General features: G+C 57.6%; 16 protein-coding genes. All 16 read left to right on the plus strand.

The window, feature by feature from the left end; translation table 11 throughout:
- Positions 1 to 17: 17 nt before the first annotated feature.
- The 16 genes from flhA to ccmB all read left to right on the plus strand — a co-directional run bounded on the left by flhA (position 18) and on the right by ccmB (position 15511).
- Positions 18 to 2120 (plus strand): flagellar biosynthesis protein FlhA, encoded by a 2103-nt coding sequence (gene flhA / locus OKC29_RS06060; RefSeq protein WP_024943902.1) that lies wholly within the window; start codon positions 18 to 20, stop codon positions 2118 to 2120.
- A gap of 16 nt (positions 2121 to 2136) precedes the next feature.
- On the plus strand, positions 2137 to 3558 hold the full coding sequence (flhF, locus tag OKC29_RS06065) for a flagellar biosynthesis protein FlhF (protein WP_182859616.1): 1422 nt from the start codon (positions 2137 to 2139) through the stop codon (positions 3556 to 3558).
- A gap of 1 nt (position 3559) precedes the next feature.
- Positions 3560 to 4435, plus strand: coding sequence for a MinD/ParA family protein (locus OKC29_RS06070; protein ID WP_010634619.1), 876 nt, complete (start codon positions 3560 to 3562; stop codon positions 4433 to 4435).
- Entirely contained in the window at positions 4428 to 5147 is a 720-nt protein-coding gene (locus tag OKC29_RS06075; protein ID WP_011705288.1) for an RNA polymerase sigma factor FliA, read from the plus strand. The genes OKC29_RS06070 and OKC29_RS06075 overlap by 8 nt, the downstream gene beginning before the upstream one ends.
- A gap of 123 nt (positions 5148 to 5270) precedes the next feature.
- On the plus strand, positions 5271 to 5642 hold the full coding sequence (cheY, locus tag OKC29_RS06080) for a chemotaxis response regulator CheY (protein ID WP_005298814.1): 372 nt from the start codon (positions 5271 to 5273) through the stop codon (positions 5640 to 5642).
- Between the two features lie 12 nt (positions 5643 to 5654).
- Positions 5655 to 6395 (plus strand): protein phosphatase CheZ, encoded by a 741-nt coding sequence (locus tag OKC29_RS06085; RefSeq protein ID WP_011705289.1) that lies wholly within the window; start codon positions 5655 to 5657, stop codon positions 6393 to 6395.
- 11 nt (positions 6396 to 6406) lie between these two features.
- Positions 6407 to 8599: a chemotaxis protein CheA gene (locus OKC29_RS06090; protein ID WP_073349482.1), complete on the plus strand. Its 2193-nt coding sequence runs from the start codon at positions 6407 to 6409 to the stop codon at positions 8597 to 8599.
- Positions 8600 to 8631: 32 nt separating this feature from the next.
- The gene (locus OKC29_RS06095; protein WP_017409957.1) at positions 8632 to 9747 is read left to right on the plus strand and encodes a protein-glutamate methylesterase/protein-glutamine glutaminase; all 1116 of its coding nucleotides are present in this window, start codon (positions 8632 to 8634) and stop codon (positions 9745 to 9747) included.
- 2 nt (positions 9748 to 9749) lie between these two features.
- A complete protein-coding gene (locus tag OKC29_RS06100; protein WP_024943899.1) occupies positions 9750 to 10487 on the plus strand; it encodes a flagellar motor protein in 738 nt (245 codons plus the stop codon).
- Positions 10488 to 10489: 2 nt separating this feature from the next.
- Positions 10490 to 11416, plus strand: coding sequence for an OmpA family protein (locus OKC29_RS06105; RefSeq protein WP_073349484.1), 927 nt, complete (start codon positions 10490 to 10492; stop codon positions 11414 to 11416).
- 4 nt (positions 11417 to 11420) lie between these two features.
- Positions 11421 to 12215 (plus strand): ParA family protein, encoded by a 795-nt coding sequence (locus OKC29_RS06110; RefSeq protein WP_073349486.1) that lies wholly within the window; start codon positions 11421 to 11423, stop codon positions 12213 to 12215.
- Positions 12212 to 13084 (plus strand): chemotaxis protein CheW, encoded by an 873-nt coding sequence (locus OKC29_RS06115; RefSeq protein WP_073349488.1) that lies wholly within the window; start codon positions 12212 to 12214, stop codon positions 13082 to 13084. Before OKC29_RS06110 ends, OKC29_RS06115 begins: the two co-directional genes overlap by 4 nt.
- 69 nt (positions 13085 to 13153) lie before the next feature.
- On the plus strand, positions 13154 to 13642 hold the full coding sequence (locus OKC29_RS06120; RefSeq protein WP_005298836.1) for a chemotaxis protein CheW: 489 nt from the start codon (positions 13154 to 13156) through the stop codon (positions 13640 to 13642).
- 18 nt (positions 13643 to 13660) lie between these two features.
- Positions 13661 to 14047, plus strand: a complete 387-nt coding sequence (locus OKC29_RS06125) for a DUF2802 domain-containing protein (RefSeq protein ID WP_011705296.1) — start codon at positions 13661 to 13663, stop codon at positions 14045 to 14047.
- A 154-nt stretch (positions 14048 to 14201) separates the two neighbouring features.
- Positions 14202 to 14837, plus strand: coding sequence for a cytochrome c biogenesis heme-transporting ATPase CcmA (ccmA, locus tag OKC29_RS06130; RefSeq protein WP_073349490.1), 636 nt, complete (start codon positions 14202 to 14204; stop codon positions 14835 to 14837).
- Positions 14838 to 14842: 5 nt separating this feature from the next.
- A complete protein-coding gene (gene ccmB / locus OKC29_RS06135) occupies positions 14843 to 15511 on the plus strand; it encodes a heme exporter protein CcmB (RefSeq protein ID WP_011705298.1) in 669 nt (222 codons plus the stop codon).
- The last annotated feature ends 106 nt before the right edge of the window (positions 15512 to 15617 follow it).

Consider the following 15617-nt stretch of genomic DNA (forward strand, 5'->3'; position numbering starts at 1 on the left):
TGAGATTGAGAAAAACGATGAAACTCCAGGCATCATTGGGCCGAATCAAAGAGTACAAGTGGCTGTTGACCAAGGGCCTGGGGACGCCGCTGCTGGTGCTGGCCTCTCTTGGCATGGTGGTGCTGCCCATTCCGCCGCTGATGCTGGATATTCTGTTTTCTTTCAACATCGCGCTCTCCATCGTGGTGCTGCTGGTAGCCGTCTACACCCGCCGTCCGCTCGAATTTGCCGCCTTCCCGACCGTGCTGCTGATAGCGACCCTGCTGCGGCTGGCGCTCAACGTCGCCTCTACCCGGGTGGTGCTGCTGGAAGGCCACAACGGCAGTGCGGCGGCTGGCCACGTGATCGAAGCCTTCGGCAACGTGGTGATCGGCGGCAACTACACGGTCGGCATCATCGTCTTCATGATCCTGATGATCATCAACTTCGTGGTGGTCACCAAGGGTGCGGGCCGGATCTCAGAAGTTAGCGCCCGCTTCACCCTGGATGCCATGCCCGGCAAACAGATGGCCATCGATGCGGACTTGAACGCCGGCCTCATCAATCAGGAAGAGGCCAAGAAGCGCCGCCAGGACGTGACCCAGGAAGCCGATTTCTACGGCTCCATGGACGGTGCCTCGAAATTCGTGAAAGGGGATGCGGTGGCGGGGATCATGATCCTGTTCATCAACATCCTGGGTGGCTTCATCATCGGCATGGTGCAGCACCAGCTCACCTTTGGCGAAGCGGCCCAGATCTATACCCTGCTCGCCATCGGTGACGGTCTGGTGGCCCAGATCCCGTCGCTGCTGCTCTCCATCGCCGCCGCCATCATAGTGACCCGCCAGAACACGGATCAGGACATGGGCACCGCGGTGCTGGGCCAGTTGTTTGACAATCCCAAAGCCCTGATCATCTCGGCCGGTATCCTGCTGATGATGGGCAGCGTGCCCGGCATGCCCCATCTGGCGTTCCTCAGTCTGGGGGCCATTGCCGCCGCCGGTGCCTGGTGGCTGCTGCGCCGCGAGAAACAGTTGGCGGCCAAGGCTGCCAAGGGCGAGCTGATGCCGGCGAGCACGGAGCAGACCCACGAGCAGAAAGACTTGAGCTGGGACGATGTTATGCCGGTGGACATCATCGGGCTGGAGGTGGGCTATCAACTCATCCCGCTGGTGGATCGCAACCAGGGCGGCGAGCTGCTCAACCGGATCAAGGGGGTGCGCAAGAAGCTCTCCCAGGAGCTGGGTTTTCTGGTGCCTGCGGTGCATATCCGCGACAACCTGGATCTCGCCCCGAACCAATATCGCATCACCTTGATGGGAGTCAGTACCGGCGAGGCCAATGTTTACCATGATAAGGAAATGGCCATCAATCCGGGCCAGGTATTCGGCCAGATCCAGGGGGTTGCGACCCGGGATCCCGCTTTCGGACTGGAGGCGGTGTGGGTTGCCAAGGAGCAGGTCTCCCAGGCGCAGACCCTTGGCTACACAGTGGTGGATACCGCGACCGTGGTGGCCACTCACCTTAGCCAGATCCTCTCCAACCATGCCGCCCTGCTGCTGGGCCATGACGAAGTACAACAGTTGCTCGACATGATTGGGAAGCACCAGAACAAGCTGGTGGAAGGGCTGGTTCCTGAGGTCATCAGCATGGGTAACCTGGTGAAGGTATTGCAGAATTTGCTCAATGAAGGCGTGCCAATCCGCGATATGCGCACTATCCTGCAGACCCTGGTGGAATATGCCCCGCGCAGCCAGGATCCGGAGGTGCTGACGGCGGCCTGCCGTATCGCCCTGCGCCGGCTGATCGTGCAGGAGATTGCCGGCCCGGATCCCGAACTGCCGGTGATCACCTTGGCACCGGAATTGGAACGTATATTGCATCAATCCCTGCAGGCTGGGGGTGGTGATGGCGCCGGCATCGAGCCGGGTCTGGCGGAGCGGATGCAACGCTCGCTGGTGGAAGCCACTCAACGACAAGAACTGGAAGGCCAACCGGCCGTGCTTCTGACATCAGGGATACTGCGCAATACCCTGGCGAAATTTGTCAAGAATGCCATTCCTGGATTGCGCGTTCTGTCTTATCAGGAAGTGCCTGATGACAAGCAAATCCGCATCGTCAGTGCGGTAGGACAGAACTAGTTAGCGGAGATGACGGGTGAAGATTAAGCGGTTTTTTGCCAAGGACATGCGAACGGCTCTGGCCGAGGTCAAGGAGACTCTCGGGCCCGATGCCGTCATTATGTCCAACAAGAAGGTCACCGGTGGGGTGGAGATAGTCGCCGCTGTCGATTATCAATCCCAGGTTCCGGGACCCAAAGATGCGCCGGTTCGCCGTCAGTTGAACGATGAGAGCGTCAATATCTCGTCTGCCGGACGGCAGATGACCCGCCCTGCACCGAGTCCGGCCCAGGAGCAGAACGAGCATTATGCCGACACCTTGGCCGCCCTGCTGGCACGCCAGCAGAAGCTGAACCCGGCCCAGAACGGTCAGGGGGGCCAGAGCGGCGCCCCGTCGGCTGCTGCCAGCGGCGCGCCCCGCACTCTGGCCGAACAGGGACAATGGGGAGCAGCTCCCGAGCCCGCCAAACCGAAGGCGAGAGCCACCGCGCCCGGCCGTGCTCCCCAATCCCCCCAGCGGGATCAGGAGATGGAGGGGATGCGCAAGGAGATGGCCAGCATCCGCAAGCTGCTGGAGCACCAGATCTCCGGACTGATGTGGCAGGAGGTTGAGCGTCGCGAGCCGATGCGTGCCCTGCTCATCAAGGAGCTCAAGAAGATAGGGTTTGACGATGCCTTTGCCGATCAGCTGGCCGGCCTTATCCCCGAGGATATGTCCATTCATCAGGCCATGGCCCAGTTGGCCGAGGTGTTGACGGCCCAGCTCAAGATCAGCGAAGACGAAATTCTGCGGCAGGGCGGGGCTGTTGCCCTGCTCGGACCGACCGGGGTGGGCAAGACCACCACCATCGCCAAGCTGGCTGCGCGGTTTGCCATGAAGTATGGCGCCGAGCAGGTGGCGCTCATCACCACCGACAACTACCGGATCGGTGCCCATGAACAGCTGCAGACCTATGGTCGCATCATGGGCTGCCCGGTGCGGCAGGTGCGGGATGCCGAGGAGCTGGCCAATGCGCTCTATCAGTTCCGTCACCGCCGGCTGGTGCTCATCGATACCGCCGGGGTGGGGCAGCGGGATATCCGGCTGACCGAGCAGCTCGATACCCTGGTCAAGAATGCCAAGGTACGCATCCGCAGCTACCTGGTGATGTCGGCCACTTCCCAGCGTCGGGTGATGCAAGAAGCGGTGGACCATTTCCGGCGTATTCCATTGAGCGGCTGCATACTTACCAAATTGGATGAGAGTCTGAATCTGGGCGAAGTGATTAACGTGTGTATCCAGAATGCGCTGCCCATCAGCTATATCACTGATGGACAAAGGGTTCCGGAAGATATTCAGGTCGCCAATGCGGCACAGCTCGTCGGAGCTGCCATGGGCTCGCTGGAGCGGGAAACAGAAGAACCCTATTTCTGGGGCACAGGCTTTGGCGAGGCCGAAGATTCGGAGTTTTATGAGTAACATGTATATGGATCAGGCGAGTGGTCTGCGCAAAATGCGTCAAAACAATCGAGTAAAAGTGATCGCCGTGTCTGGTGGCAAGGGGGGCGTCGGCAAGACCAACGTGACCCTGAACGTGGCGGGAGCCATGGCCGCCCAGGGCAAACGGGTGATGGTACTGGACGCCGACCTTGGCCTGGCCAACGTGGACGTCATGCTGGGGCTGCGGGTGCACCGCAACCTGTCCCACGTGCTGGCCGGCGAATGCACCATCGACGACATCATCGTCGAGGGTCCTTACGGCATGATGATCGTGCCGGCCACCTCGGGCACCCAGTCCATGGTCGAACTCTCGCCGGTGCAACACGCCGAGCTTATCCGCGCTTTCAGCGAGATGAAGACCCAGGTCGACATCCTGCTGGTGGATACGGCGGCTGGCATCTCCGACATGGTGCTGAGCTTCACCCGTGCGGCTCAGGACATCATGGTAGTGGTGTGCGATGAACCGACCTCCATCACGGATGCCTACGCCCTCATCAAGATCCTTTCCAAGGAGCACGGCGTCTTCCGCTTCAAAGTGGTGGCCAACATGGTTCGCTCCTTGCGTGAAGGGCAGGAGCTCTATGCCAAGCTGACCCGGGTCACCGACCGTTTCCTGGATACCTCGCTGGAGCTGGTTGCCTGCGTCCCCTACGACACCAATCTGCGAGCCGCCGTGCGCAAGCAGAAGCTGATTGTCGAAGCCTTCCCCAAGTCCCCGGCCGCGCTGGCGTTCAGAGCGCTGGCGAACAAGGCGGCAAGCTGGCCCATTCCTAACCAACCCGGCGGTCATCTCGAATTTTTCCTGGAAAATTTGCTGCAAAAGCCGGTCATAGCACAGGAAGGTTCCCGTGAATAAAGCCCAAGCGTACTTGCGTCATCAGGATTCCTATGTGCTGGTCGAGCGTCATGCTCCGCTGGTGAAACGGATCGCCCAGCATTTGTTGGCTCGCCTGCCAAGCAGTGTCTTGCTGGATGACCTGATCCAGGCAGGTATGATTGGATTGCTCGAAGCCTCCCGCAATTTTGACGGCAGCAAGGGGGCGAGCTTTGAAACCTACGCCGGGATCCGCATCCGTGGTTCCATGCTCGACGAGATCCGGCGGGGTGACTGGGTGCCGCGTTCGGTCCACCGCAACAGCCGCACCATCGCCGAAGCCATCGAAAATGTTGAACAAGCCCATGGCCGTGATGCTCGCGATAGCGAGGTAGCCGCCCAGATGGGGGTCAGCCTTGGTGAGTATCACACCATGCTGCAGGATGTCTCCTGCGGCAAGATCATCGGCATCGAAGATCTTGGCGTCAGCGAGGATGTCATCGGCCATCCCGATGACGAGCCGGGCAGCAACGGGTTTGATGAACTGGCCGCCGAACGTTTTCAAGGGGCGCTGGCCGAACACATCGGCCGCCTGCCGGAGCGGGAAGCGCTGGTGCTCTCCCTTTACTACGATGAAGAACTGAACTTGCGTGAAATAGGCGAGGTATTGAACGTCAGCGAGTCTCGCGTGAGCCAGATACACAGTCAGGCGATGCACAGATTACGCGCGCGTTTAAGAGATTGGCATGTATAAGTGTTTGTACTGGCTACACTGAAACAAAACTCTAAGGCATAATCCGCAAAACAAAACCTGCGATCTGCATCATGTAAGTGAGCCGCTCTGGCGGCTATTTAGGAGGGAATTTTGGACAAGAACATGAAAATCCTCATTGTTGACGATTTTTCAACGATGCGCCGGATTATCAAGAACTTGCTGCGTGACTTGGGATTCAACAATACCCACGAAGCAGACGATGGCAACACGGCCTTGCCAATGTTGAAAAATGGTGATTTTCAATTTGTCGTGACCGACTGGAACATGCCGGGCATGCAAGGCATCGACCTGCTCAAGGCTATTCGTGTCGATGACAAACTCAAACACCTGCCGGTGCTGATGGTGACTGCCGAAGCGAAACGCGAGCAGATCATTGAAGCTGCCCAAGCCGGCGTCAATGGCTATATCGTCAAGCCTTTCACTGCTGCAACGCTCAAAGAGAAACTCGACAAAATCTTTGAACGAATCGGCTAAGGAGCAGCAGGGATGAAGGCCAAAACGAGTGCAATGATTTCGCTCGATCAGGCAAGGATGCTTGTTGCCCATCTTGAGCAAGGTGAATTTGAACAGGCCGACACTCTCATCGCCGATGCGTGTGCTCCCAATGCGGCGGCCCTGTTTGACAAAGTGGGTCAGTTGACCCGACAACTGCATGATTCCCTACAAGATTTTCGGCTAGATCCCCGGATCCCCGATCTGGCCACCCATGAAATCCCCGATGCGCGGGAGCGACTCAGTTATGTCATCGACATGACGGACAAGGCTGCCAATCGCACCATGGATGCCGTGGAAGCCAGTCTACCGATTGCTGATCGACTAAATGACAATATTCAGCTTGTTCTGCCCAACTGGAATGCCCTGATGAGCAGAGAGATGAGTGTTGGGCAGTTCAAGTCTTTGTGTCACCAACTGGATGATTTCATTAAGGCTTCTGAATCTGATGCCGATAAATTACGGCAACTGCTGACAGAAATCCTGATGGCGCAAGATTTTCAGGATTTGACCGGCCAGATGATCCGCAAGGTCATCAAGTTGGTTCAGGAAGTTGAAACTAAATTAATAGAAATGCTGACTATGTTTGGTGAGGCATCTGCTGAGCACTCTTCTCGCAGCCTTCCTGTAAGCGGGATTGAAGCTGAAGGCCCCATCATGAACCCTGAGACTCGTTCCGATGTGGTCAATGGTCAGGATGATGTGGACGATCTGCTGTCTAGCCTGGGATTTTAATGGAGTGACGCATGGCCTTCGAAGTTGATGAAGACATACTGCAAGACTTTTTGGTCGAAGCATCCGAAATATTGGAACAGTTGTCTGAACAACTGGTCGACTTGGAAAAGCGACCCGATGACAAGAATCTGTTGAATGCCATATTTCGCGGCTTCCATACCGTCAAAGGCGGTGCCGGCTTTCTCTCGCTGACCGAGTTGGTGGATGTTTGTCACGGTGCCGAGAACGTGTTCGATATCTTGCGCAATGGCAAGCGGACCGTTACCGCCGAGTTGATGGATGTCATTTTGCAGGCGCTGGATGCCATCAATGTGATGTTTGCCCAGGTGCAGAATCGCGAACCACCAAGCCCGGCTTCCGCTGAAATCCTGCACGACCTGCATGAGCTCTGCAAGCCTGAAGGGGAAGAGCAGCTGTTGACCGCCTCTGCGGGTGGCAATGCTGCATCCGAAGAGATGGCTCCTGCCGTTGAAGAGGTGGTCGAGGTAGCCGCAGCCACTCCGGAACCTGTCGCCGATCCCGGCCCCGCATCTTCCGTCGTCAGTGGTGGGGGATCCATCGACGAGATCTCCGCCGATGAATTCGAACGCCTGCTCGATGAACTGCATGGGGTGGGAGGCGCACCAACTGCTGCCGCTAGCCCTGTGGTGGCAAGCTCCGGAGATATTACCGACGATGAGTTCGAGGCCCTGCTCGATCAGTTGCATGGTCAGGGCCAACATGGCGGAGCACCTGAAAGCAATCCATTGAAATCAGTACAAAAAGAAGTTGATGAACTGATCGATGACGATGAATTCGAGCGACTGCTGGATGAACTGCACGGTCGTGGCCAAGGGCCGCAAACCAGTATTACGCCGCCGCCAGCCGCGCCTGTACAGGCCGCGGTAGCACCCGCTGCCGCCACGTCAGCTACGGCAGCCAAGCCAGCCCCGGCACCGGCCGCCGCCAAACCGGCTGCTGCACCGGCAAAACCGGCACCAGCCCCTGCGCCAGCCAAGCAACCGGCCCCTGCGCCTGCTGACAACGCAGTGCAAAGCGATACCACCGTTCGGGTGGATACCAAGACGCTGGACGTCATCATGAACATGGTGGGTGAGCTGGTATTGGTGCGCAACCGTCTGGTCAGCCTTGGTATTGCCAGCAACGATGAAGACATGTCAAAAGCGGTTGCCAACCTGGATGTGGTGACGGCAGATCTGCAGGGGGCGGTGATGAAAACCCGCATGCAGCCTATCAAGAAAGTGTTTGGTCGCTTCCCGCGCGTTGTTCGTGATTTGGCACGAACCCTCAAGAAAGAAATTGAGCTGGTGATGGTGGGGGAAGAGACGGATCTGGACAAGAACCTGGTTGAAGCGCTGGCTGACCCGCTGGTTCACCTGGTGCGCAACTCCTGTGACCATGGGGTTGAAATGCCGGATGTCCGTGAGAAAGCAGGCAAACCACGGCAGGGCACCATTACCCTGAGCGCTTCCCAGCAGGGCGATCATATCTTGCTGTGCATCGAAGATGATGGTGCTGGTATGGATCCCGAGAAGCTCAAGTCCATCGCCATCAGCCGTGGTGTACTGGATGCCGATACGGCGGCTCGAATGAGCGACAACGATGCCTACAACCTGATCTTCGCCCCCGGTTTTTCTACCAAGTCCGAGATCTCGGATATCTCCGGCCGTGGTGTCGGGATGGATGTGGTGAAGACCAGTATCGTCAGCCTCAATGGCTCGGTGCATATCGATTCGACCTGGGGCAAGGGCACCCGTCTTGAAATCAAGGTGCCGCTGACCCTTGCCATTCTGCCGACCCTGATGGTGGAAGTGGGCGAGCAGACCTTCGCGTTGCCGCTGGGCTGCGTGAACGAAATTTTCCACCTGGATCTCAAGAAGGCCAACATGGTGGATGGCCAGCTCACCATCATAGTGCGCGAAAAAGCCATCCCGCTCTTCTATCTGTACAACTGGCTGGTCAGGGGTAAGCACAAGAAGTCACGGCAGGATACGGGTCATGTGGTGATCGTGCAAATTGGCACGCAGCAGATCGGTTTTGTCGTGGATAACCTGATTGGCCAGGAAGAAGTGGTGATCAAGCCGCTGGACAGCTTGTTGCAAGGTACTCCAGGCATGGCGGGAGCAACCATCACCAGTGATGGCGGTATTGCACTCATTCTCGATGTGCCGAGTCTGCTCAAGGCGTATGCCCGTAGACATTGATAGCCCAGGCCCAAGGAGTTAGAAAAATAACAATGGCAGTCAAGGTATTAGTTGTCGACGATTCGAGCTTCTTCCGTCGTCGGGTCAGCGAGATCATCACTCAGGATCCCATGCTGACGGTGATCGATACGGCTCAAAATGGACGTGAGGCCGTGGACAAGGCGATCCAGCTGCGCCCGGATGTGATCACCATGGACATCGAGATGCCCGTGATGGATGGCATCAGCGCCGTACGCGAGATCATGGCCAAGTGTCCGACTCCGATCCTGATGTTCTCCTCTTTGACCCATGAAGGAGCCAAGGCGACGCTGGATGCGCTGGATGCCGGGGCGCTCGATTTCCTGCCCAAGAAATTTGAAGATATCGCCCGTGACAAGGATGAAGCCGTTCGCCTGTTACAGCAGCGAGTCAAGGAGATTTCTCGCAAGCGTTTCCTGATGGCGGCACCTGCTCGTCCCAAAGCGCCTGAACCTGCCGCCCGTTCCCCGCTGGGTAGCTCAATCGCCCGGCCGGCAGAACGTCAGGCCGAGCCGCCGCGCGCCATGCCAGCAGCTGCCTTCAAACGCAGTGGCAAGAGTTATCAGCTGGTGGCCATCGGTACCTCGACGGGTGGCCCGGTTGCGCTGCAGAACGTGTTGACCAAATTACCCGGTGATTTCCCTCATCCCATCTTGTTGATCCAGCATATGCCGGCAACCTTTACCGCCGCGTTTGCCGCTCGCCTCAACGGTTTGTGCCAGATCGGGGTCAAGGAAGCGGAAGATGGCGATGTGCTCAAACCTGGCCATGCCTACCTGGCTCCGGGCGGCAAGCAGATGCTGCTGGAGGGGCGTGGTGCGGGTGCCCGTATCCGGATTGTCGATGGCAATGACAAGGTGAATTACAAACCTTGTGTGGACATCACCTTTGCGTCAGCTGCCAAAACCTATGCTGACAAGGTGCTTGCCATCGTGTTGACCGGGATGGGGGCGGATGGTCGGGATGGTGCGCGTCTGCTCAAGGAGCAGGGCTCTACCATCTGGGCACAGGACGAAGCCTCCTGCGTGGTATATGGCATGCCGCAAGCGGTTGCCAAAGCCGGCATCGCCACGGAATCACTGCCGCTGGATAGGGTTGCACAACGAATCCTGGTTGAGCTGGGCCGCTAACGATGGGCATGTTCGGCCTGATCCTGGCACTGGGAGCCATCGCCATTGCCCAGTTATGGCATGGCGGCAACCTGCTCACCCTGCTTGACGGGCCTGCTTTCGTCATCGTGGTGGGGGGGACCTGGGGGGCTGTCATTTTGCAGACGCCACGCAAGTTTCTACTGGAAGCGATAAGACAGACCCGTTGGATGCTGTTACCTCCTGCCTGGGATCTGGTCGCACAAGCTGAACGACTGCAAGCTTGGGCTGTGTTTGCACGTCAGCAAGGGTTGCTGGCGCTGGAGAACCAGGCTGATCAGGAGAGCGACGAATTTACCCGGCAGGGACTCACCATGATCGTTGACGGGGTGTCGATAGATGATATTCGCATGCTGCTGGAAGCAGATATCGATATCGAGCAGGAGCGAAACGAACACTCCGCCAGGGTCTTTGAAGCCATGGGGGGTTACAGTCCGACCATAGGTATCATCGGTGCTGTGATTGGACTTATCCAGGCCATGTTTCATCTGGAAGAACCCGCCTCGCTGGGTGCCGGTATCGCCGTTGCGTTTGTCGCCACTATTTACGGGGTTGGCTTTGCCAACCTGCTATATCTGCCGATTGCCAACCGGTTGCGGGCTTTTCACTATCATTACGCCCTGTTTCAGGAGATGACGCTGGAAGGCTTGATGGCAATCGCCCATGGCGAAAATGGTCCTCAGGTTGAACGGCGGTTGAAGGCTTATCTGAAGGGAGAATAGCCATGCGCAAGCGCTACCGTTTGCATCTGCAAGGTCGGGAACATCTCGATCGCTGGCTGGTTTCCTACGCCGATTACATGACGCTGATCTTTGCCCTGTTCGTGGTGCTCTATTCGGTGGCGCTGGTCAACAAGGACAAGTATCGCGCGGTCATCGATGGCATGACCCAGGCATTCAACGTCATGCAGCCACGCAGCGACGGTTTGCTGGAAGGGCAGGGAAAGTCGTTGTTGAACAACGAGGTATCTGCAGCATCCTCTGTTCTGGAGAGCGCCACAGCCCGCTCACCCTCTTTGGCTCCCATCTCAGGTGTTCCCATCGTGCAAGATGGTATGACTCTTGCGAAGATCGATACGCAATTGCAGGAGAGCATGGGTTCTCTGGTCGATGCCGGGGTAGTCAAGTTGACGCTCAATGACAACTGGTTGACCGTCGAGCTGAGCTCAGGTCTGTTGTTCGGCAGCGGCAGCGCCTTCATGAGTACCAATGCCGATCCCGTGCTAAATACTCTTTCAAGTATTCTGAAGCAGGTCGATAACTATGTAAGAGTGCGCGGTTATACCGATAACCAGCAGATAAATAATGAAATTTTTCGTTCCAACTGGACGTTGTCTGCGGCAAGGGCGGAAGCCGTGCTCACCGCGCTCATCGCCAAAGGGATAGCGCCGCAGCGATTGGCCTATGAAGCTTACGGGGAGTTTTCTCCCTTCACGGATAACAGTACCGAGCAGGGGCGCTTACAGAATCGTAAGGTGGTGGTCGCTATTTCCAAGTTCGCCTGGGTACCACCCGTACCGGTATCAACTCCCCCGGTGCAGCCTGTAACGGAGACACCAGTGCCGGCAGTGCAACAGGCGGTCGAGGCAGGAGAGGTCAAGGTGATCACGCTGCCAGGTGGTGGCATACGCATAACAACGAGGCAGGATTGATACAGTGATTGTTTGGACGGTTGCCAACCAAAAGGGTGGGGTCGGTAAAACCACCACAGTGGCCTCGCTGGCCGGTATTCTGGCCCAGCGCGGCCAGCGGGTGCTGTTGATTGACACCGACCCTCATGCCTCCCTGACCTCTTATCTTGATTTTGATTCCGACCGGCTGGATGGCACTCTTTATGAGCTGTTTCAGGCGGTCAAACCAACGGCAGAGCTCGTCAATAAACTGACGCTGCGCACCAAGTTTGACAACATTCATCTATTGCCCGCGTCAATCACCCTGGCGACCCTTGATCGAGTGATGGGCAATCGGGAAGGGATGGGGCTGGTACTCAAGCGGGCGTTGCTGCGCATTCAGGATCAGTACGATTACGTGCTGATCGACTGCCCGCCCGTCTTGGGGGTCATGATGGTCAATGCGCTGGCGGCGTGTGACCGGATCCTGGTGCCGGTGCAGACCGAATTTCTGGCGCTCAAAGGGCTGGAGCGGATGATGAAGACGTTTGAAATCATGCAGCGCTCCAAGCGGGAGAAGTTCCGTTATACCGTCATTCCTACCATGTTTGACAAGCGAACCCGTGCCTCGTTGATGACTCTGCAGTCCATCAAGGAGCAGCACGGCAATGCGGTATGGAATGCCGTCATACCCATAGATACCAAGTTCCGGGATGCCAGTTTGCTTCACATTCCCCCCTCCATCTATTCGCCGAGCAGTCGTGGCACCTATGCCTATGAGACCCTGCTCAACTATCTTGATGCGCAAGAGCGTCAGCGTGCTCATGAGGTGACATCATGAGAGATACCACCCAAGTTCGGGCCATGGATGATTACTTCCACTCCCTGTTGCTGGATGATGCGCTGTTGCTGGATTCGTCTGACGAGCCTGACTCTGCCCCCGTCATCCAGCTGCAGCGTCAGCCCCAGCCGGTTGCCGATAAGGTGGCGCAACCTTATCTGGAAGCGGATCAACGGCTGGAGCAGTTGAGTGAATTGCTGGCTCAGGTCGGTCAGGTGCAGTTTGAAATCGACGCGCTGAGTCATGAAGAGGTCGTCAGCGAGCCGCTCCAGATTGAGGCAGAAGATGCCCTGCTGCCCGTCGAGCCAGTCTGGCCCGAGGTAATGCCCGAGCCCGCAGCTGTGGATCCTGCCACGCTGGTGGTGACGGAGACAGAAGTTGCACTGGCGCCACAGGAGGAGGTTGTACCCTCCACCTGGGAGAATATCGATACCGGCAAGGAGTTTCAGGCGCTGTTCTTTGAGGTCGCAGGTGTCACCTTTGCGGTGCCGTTGACCGAGCTTGGCGGTATTCATCAGCTGGGAGAAGTGAACACCCTGTTTGGTCAGCCAGGCTGGTACAAGGGGATAATGACTTCCCGCGAACAGAAGATGAACGTGGTGGACACGGCGCAGTGGGTCATGCCCGGCCAGCATCTGGAAGTGCCTGATTACAAGTATTTGATCATGTTGGGTGAATCTCCCTGGGGACTTGCCTGCCATCATCTGAAGGGAACGGAGTTATTGCATCGTGACCAGGTCAAATGGCGCCATCAGGAGGGCAAACGCCCCTGGCTGGCGGGCATGGTCAAGGAGAAGATGTGTGCCCTGCTGCACGTGAAGGAATTGCTCCTGTTGCTGGAGCGCGGGGTCAACATAGAAGGTCGCTGATAACTTCTGCACTCGGGCTGTTTTATTGCTAGTTTTACCAGTAGACGTTTTCATAAAAGGAATAAAAACATGACAGAAAAGCGCAATATTGCACAGAATCTGGCCGAAGATGAAGTGCTGCAATGGGTCACCTTCCAGCTGGAAAATGAAACCTACGGCATCAACGTGATGCAGGTGCAGGAGGTGCTGCGCTACACCGAGATCGCTCCTGTGCCCGGTGCGCCCGAGTATGTACTGGGCATCATCAACCTGCGCGGCAACGTGGTGACCGTCATCGATACCCGTTCTCGTTTCGGCCTGCCCTCCGGCGATGTGAGTGAAAACTCGCGCATCGTCATCATCGAGGCGGAGAAGCAGGTGATCGGCATCATGGTCGACAGCGTGGCCGAGGTGGTTTATCTGCGCTCCTCCGAGATCGACGCGGCCCCGGCGGTGGGTACCGAAGAGAGTGCCAAGTTCATTCAGGGTGTCAGCAACCGCGATGGTCAGCTGTTGATCCTGGTCGATCTGAACAAGCTGCTCTCCGATGAAGAGTGGGAAGATATCGGTTCCCTCTGATAGGAAGATAATGTGTTGATGATTGAAATTGCCGCCTTGGGGTTGTCCTTGCTGGCGTTGGTGCTGGCCCTGTATGGGGTGATTGGCAGCCGACGTGGCCAGCGAGAGTCCGAGGCCAGGGTGGAGACGCTGCAAGGGCAGCTCGAGAGCCTGCGCAAGCAGATGATGGAGCTGCATACCGGGGCCATCGGCATGGGCCAGCGTCTGCAGTCCGTCGAAGGGGCCATGCAGCAGATCAACGATCGCCAGCAGGAGCTGACACTGCAGGATCCGGAGCGTCGCCTGTACAGCCGCGCCGCCAAGATGGTGGAACTCGGTGCCGACCTCGATGAGGTCATGAACGAATGTGAATTACCTAAGGCCGAGGCTGAATTGTTGATTTCATTGCGAAAAGGCCGCTCATGAATGTTCGGGAAGGCATCCGCCTTCCTGATTTTCTTCCCCTCTCTTCAAGGCGGGATCTCCCCCACAAATCCTGCTGATAATTGGCATCTTTGAAAAGACGCTTCCCGATACTGTGTTAATATGCAGGCCGCTTCTTTTCACTGATTACATCCTCATGCTGCTTCAAATTCACAATCTGAGCTGCGTGCGTGAAGATCGCACTCTGTTTGAACGTCTCTCCTTTGCGGTGGCTCCCGGTGATCTGGTGCAAATTGAAGGCCCCAACGGGGTAGGGAAGACCAGCCTGCTGCGCTTGTTGACGGGTTTGTCCCAACCATTTGCCGGTGAAGTGTGCTGGAATGGCGAAAATATCCGCAGTTGCCGCGATGAATACCACGCCAATCTGCTCTATCTCGGTCATCAGCCAGGCGTCAAGGCTGCCCTGACACCGCTCGAAAACCTCGCCTTCTACCAGAAACTGCACCATGCGGCCGATACCAGCGTGGATCTGTGGCGGGTACTGGCCCAGGTCGGTCTGGCCGGGTTTGAAGACAACCCCACCGGTCAGCTCTCTGCCGGCCAGCAGCGCCGTGTCGCGCTTGCTCGCCTGTGGCTCAGCGACAAGCCGGCGCTCTGGATCCTGGATGAGCCGTTTACCGCCATTGACAAGCAGGGGGTGAAGGTGCTGGAGCGGCTGTTCCTGACCCACGCCGAAAGAGGGGGCATGGTGATCCTCACCACCCATCAGGACATGACCCTGATGCAGGGACGGTTGAAGACCCTCTCTCTCACGCCCTTGCTGCAGGAGTAGTTCTGATGTTGCGCGCCGTAATGCACCTGATCCACCGCGAGTTGTTGATGGCCCTGCGCCAGCGCTCCGACATCCTCAATCCGCTCTGGTTTTTCCTCATAGTCATCACTTTGTTTCCGTTAGGGATCGGCCCCGAGCCCAAGCTGCTGGCCCGCATCGCTCCCGGCATCATCTGGGTTGCTGCCCTGCTGGCGGCCATGCTGTCGCTGGAGCGGCTGTTTCGCGACGATTTTGGCGACGGTGCGCTGGAGCAGATGATGCTGATGCCCCATCCGCTGGGCTTGCTGGCGTTGGCCAAAGTGATCGCTCACTGGTTGCTGACCGGCCTGCCGTTGCTGCTCATTTCCCCGCTGCTCGCCATTCTGCTGTCGCTGGACATGAACACTTATCTGGCGGTGGTCGCCACCCTGGCGCTGGGGACGCCCGTGCTGAGCCTGCTCGGGGCGGTCGGCGTCGCGCTGACGGTCGGTTTGCGCAAAGGGGGGGTACTGCTCAGCCTGCTGATCCTGCCGCTCTATATTCCGGTACTGATTTTTGCCACCTCCGCCATCGATGCGGCTGGGATGGGGCTGCCCTATTCGGGGCAGCTGGCGATTCTGGGGGCCATGCTGGCTGGTGCGTTGACCCTGACCCCGCTGGCGGTCTCGGCGGCGTTGCGGGTCAGCGTGAATTGACGAAAGCGTCTGAAAAAGTGGCCATGGAAGGGCCGTTATAAAAAATATAATTGAGATAGATCAAGAGGATGGCTGCTTATTGCTTTCGGGGGATGTGATGTTTTCC

The organism is Aeromonas sp. QDB34 (genome assembly GCF_027705405.1).
Lineage (GTDB): Bacteria > Pseudomonadota > Gammaproteobacteria > Enterobacterales > Aeromonadaceae > Aeromonas > Aeromonas hydrophila.

Coding starts and splice junctions, on each gene's coding strand:
- OKC29_RS06105 (WP_073349484.1), top strand. CDS start 10,490: ATGCGCAAGCGCTACCGTTTGCATCTGCAAGGTCGGGAACATCTCGAT.
- OKC29_RS06095 (WP_017409957.1), top strand. CDS start 8,632: ATGGCAGTCAAGGTATTAGTTGTCGACGATTCGAGCTTCTTCCGTCGT.
- OKC29_RS06125 (WP_011705296.1), top strand. CDS start 13,661: ATGATTGAAATTGCCGCCTTGGGGTTGTCCTTGCTGGCGTTGGTGCTG.
- ccmA (WP_073349490.1), top strand. CDS start 14,202: ATGCTGCTTCAAATTCACAATCTGAGCTGCGTGCGTGAAGATCGCACT.
- OKC29_RS06090 (WP_073349482.1), top strand. CDS start 6,407: ATGGCCTTCGAAGTTGATGAAGACATACTGCAAGACTTTTTGGTCGAA.
- ccmB (WP_011705298.1), top strand. CDS start 14,843: ATGTTGCGCGCCGTAATGCACCTGATCCACCGCGAGTTGTTGATGGCC.
- OKC29_RS06085 (WP_011705289.1), top strand. CDS start 5,655: ATGAAGGCCAAAACGAGTGCAATGATTTCGCTCGATCAGGCAAGGATG.
- flhA (WP_024943902.1), top strand. CDS start 18: ATGAAACTCCAGGCATCATTGGGCCGAATCAAAGAGTACAAGTGGCTG.
- OKC29_RS06115 (WP_073349488.1), top strand. CDS start 12,212: ATGAGAGATACCACCCAAGTTCGGGCCATGGATGATTACTTCCACTCC.
- cheY (WP_005298814.1), top strand. CDS start 5,271: ATGAAAATCCTCATTGTTGACGATTTTTCAACGATGCGCCGGATTATC.
- OKC29_RS06120 (WP_005298836.1), top strand. CDS start 13,154: ATGACAGAAAAGCGCAATATTGCACAGAATCTGGCCGAAGATGAAGTG.
- OKC29_RS06070 (WP_010634619.1), top strand. CDS start 3,560: ATGTATATGGATCAGGCGAGTGGTCTGCGCAAAATGCGTCAAAACAAT.
- OKC29_RS06100 (WP_024943899.1), top strand. CDS start 9,750: ATGGGCATGTTCGGCCTGATCCTGGCACTGGGAGCCATCGCCATTGCC.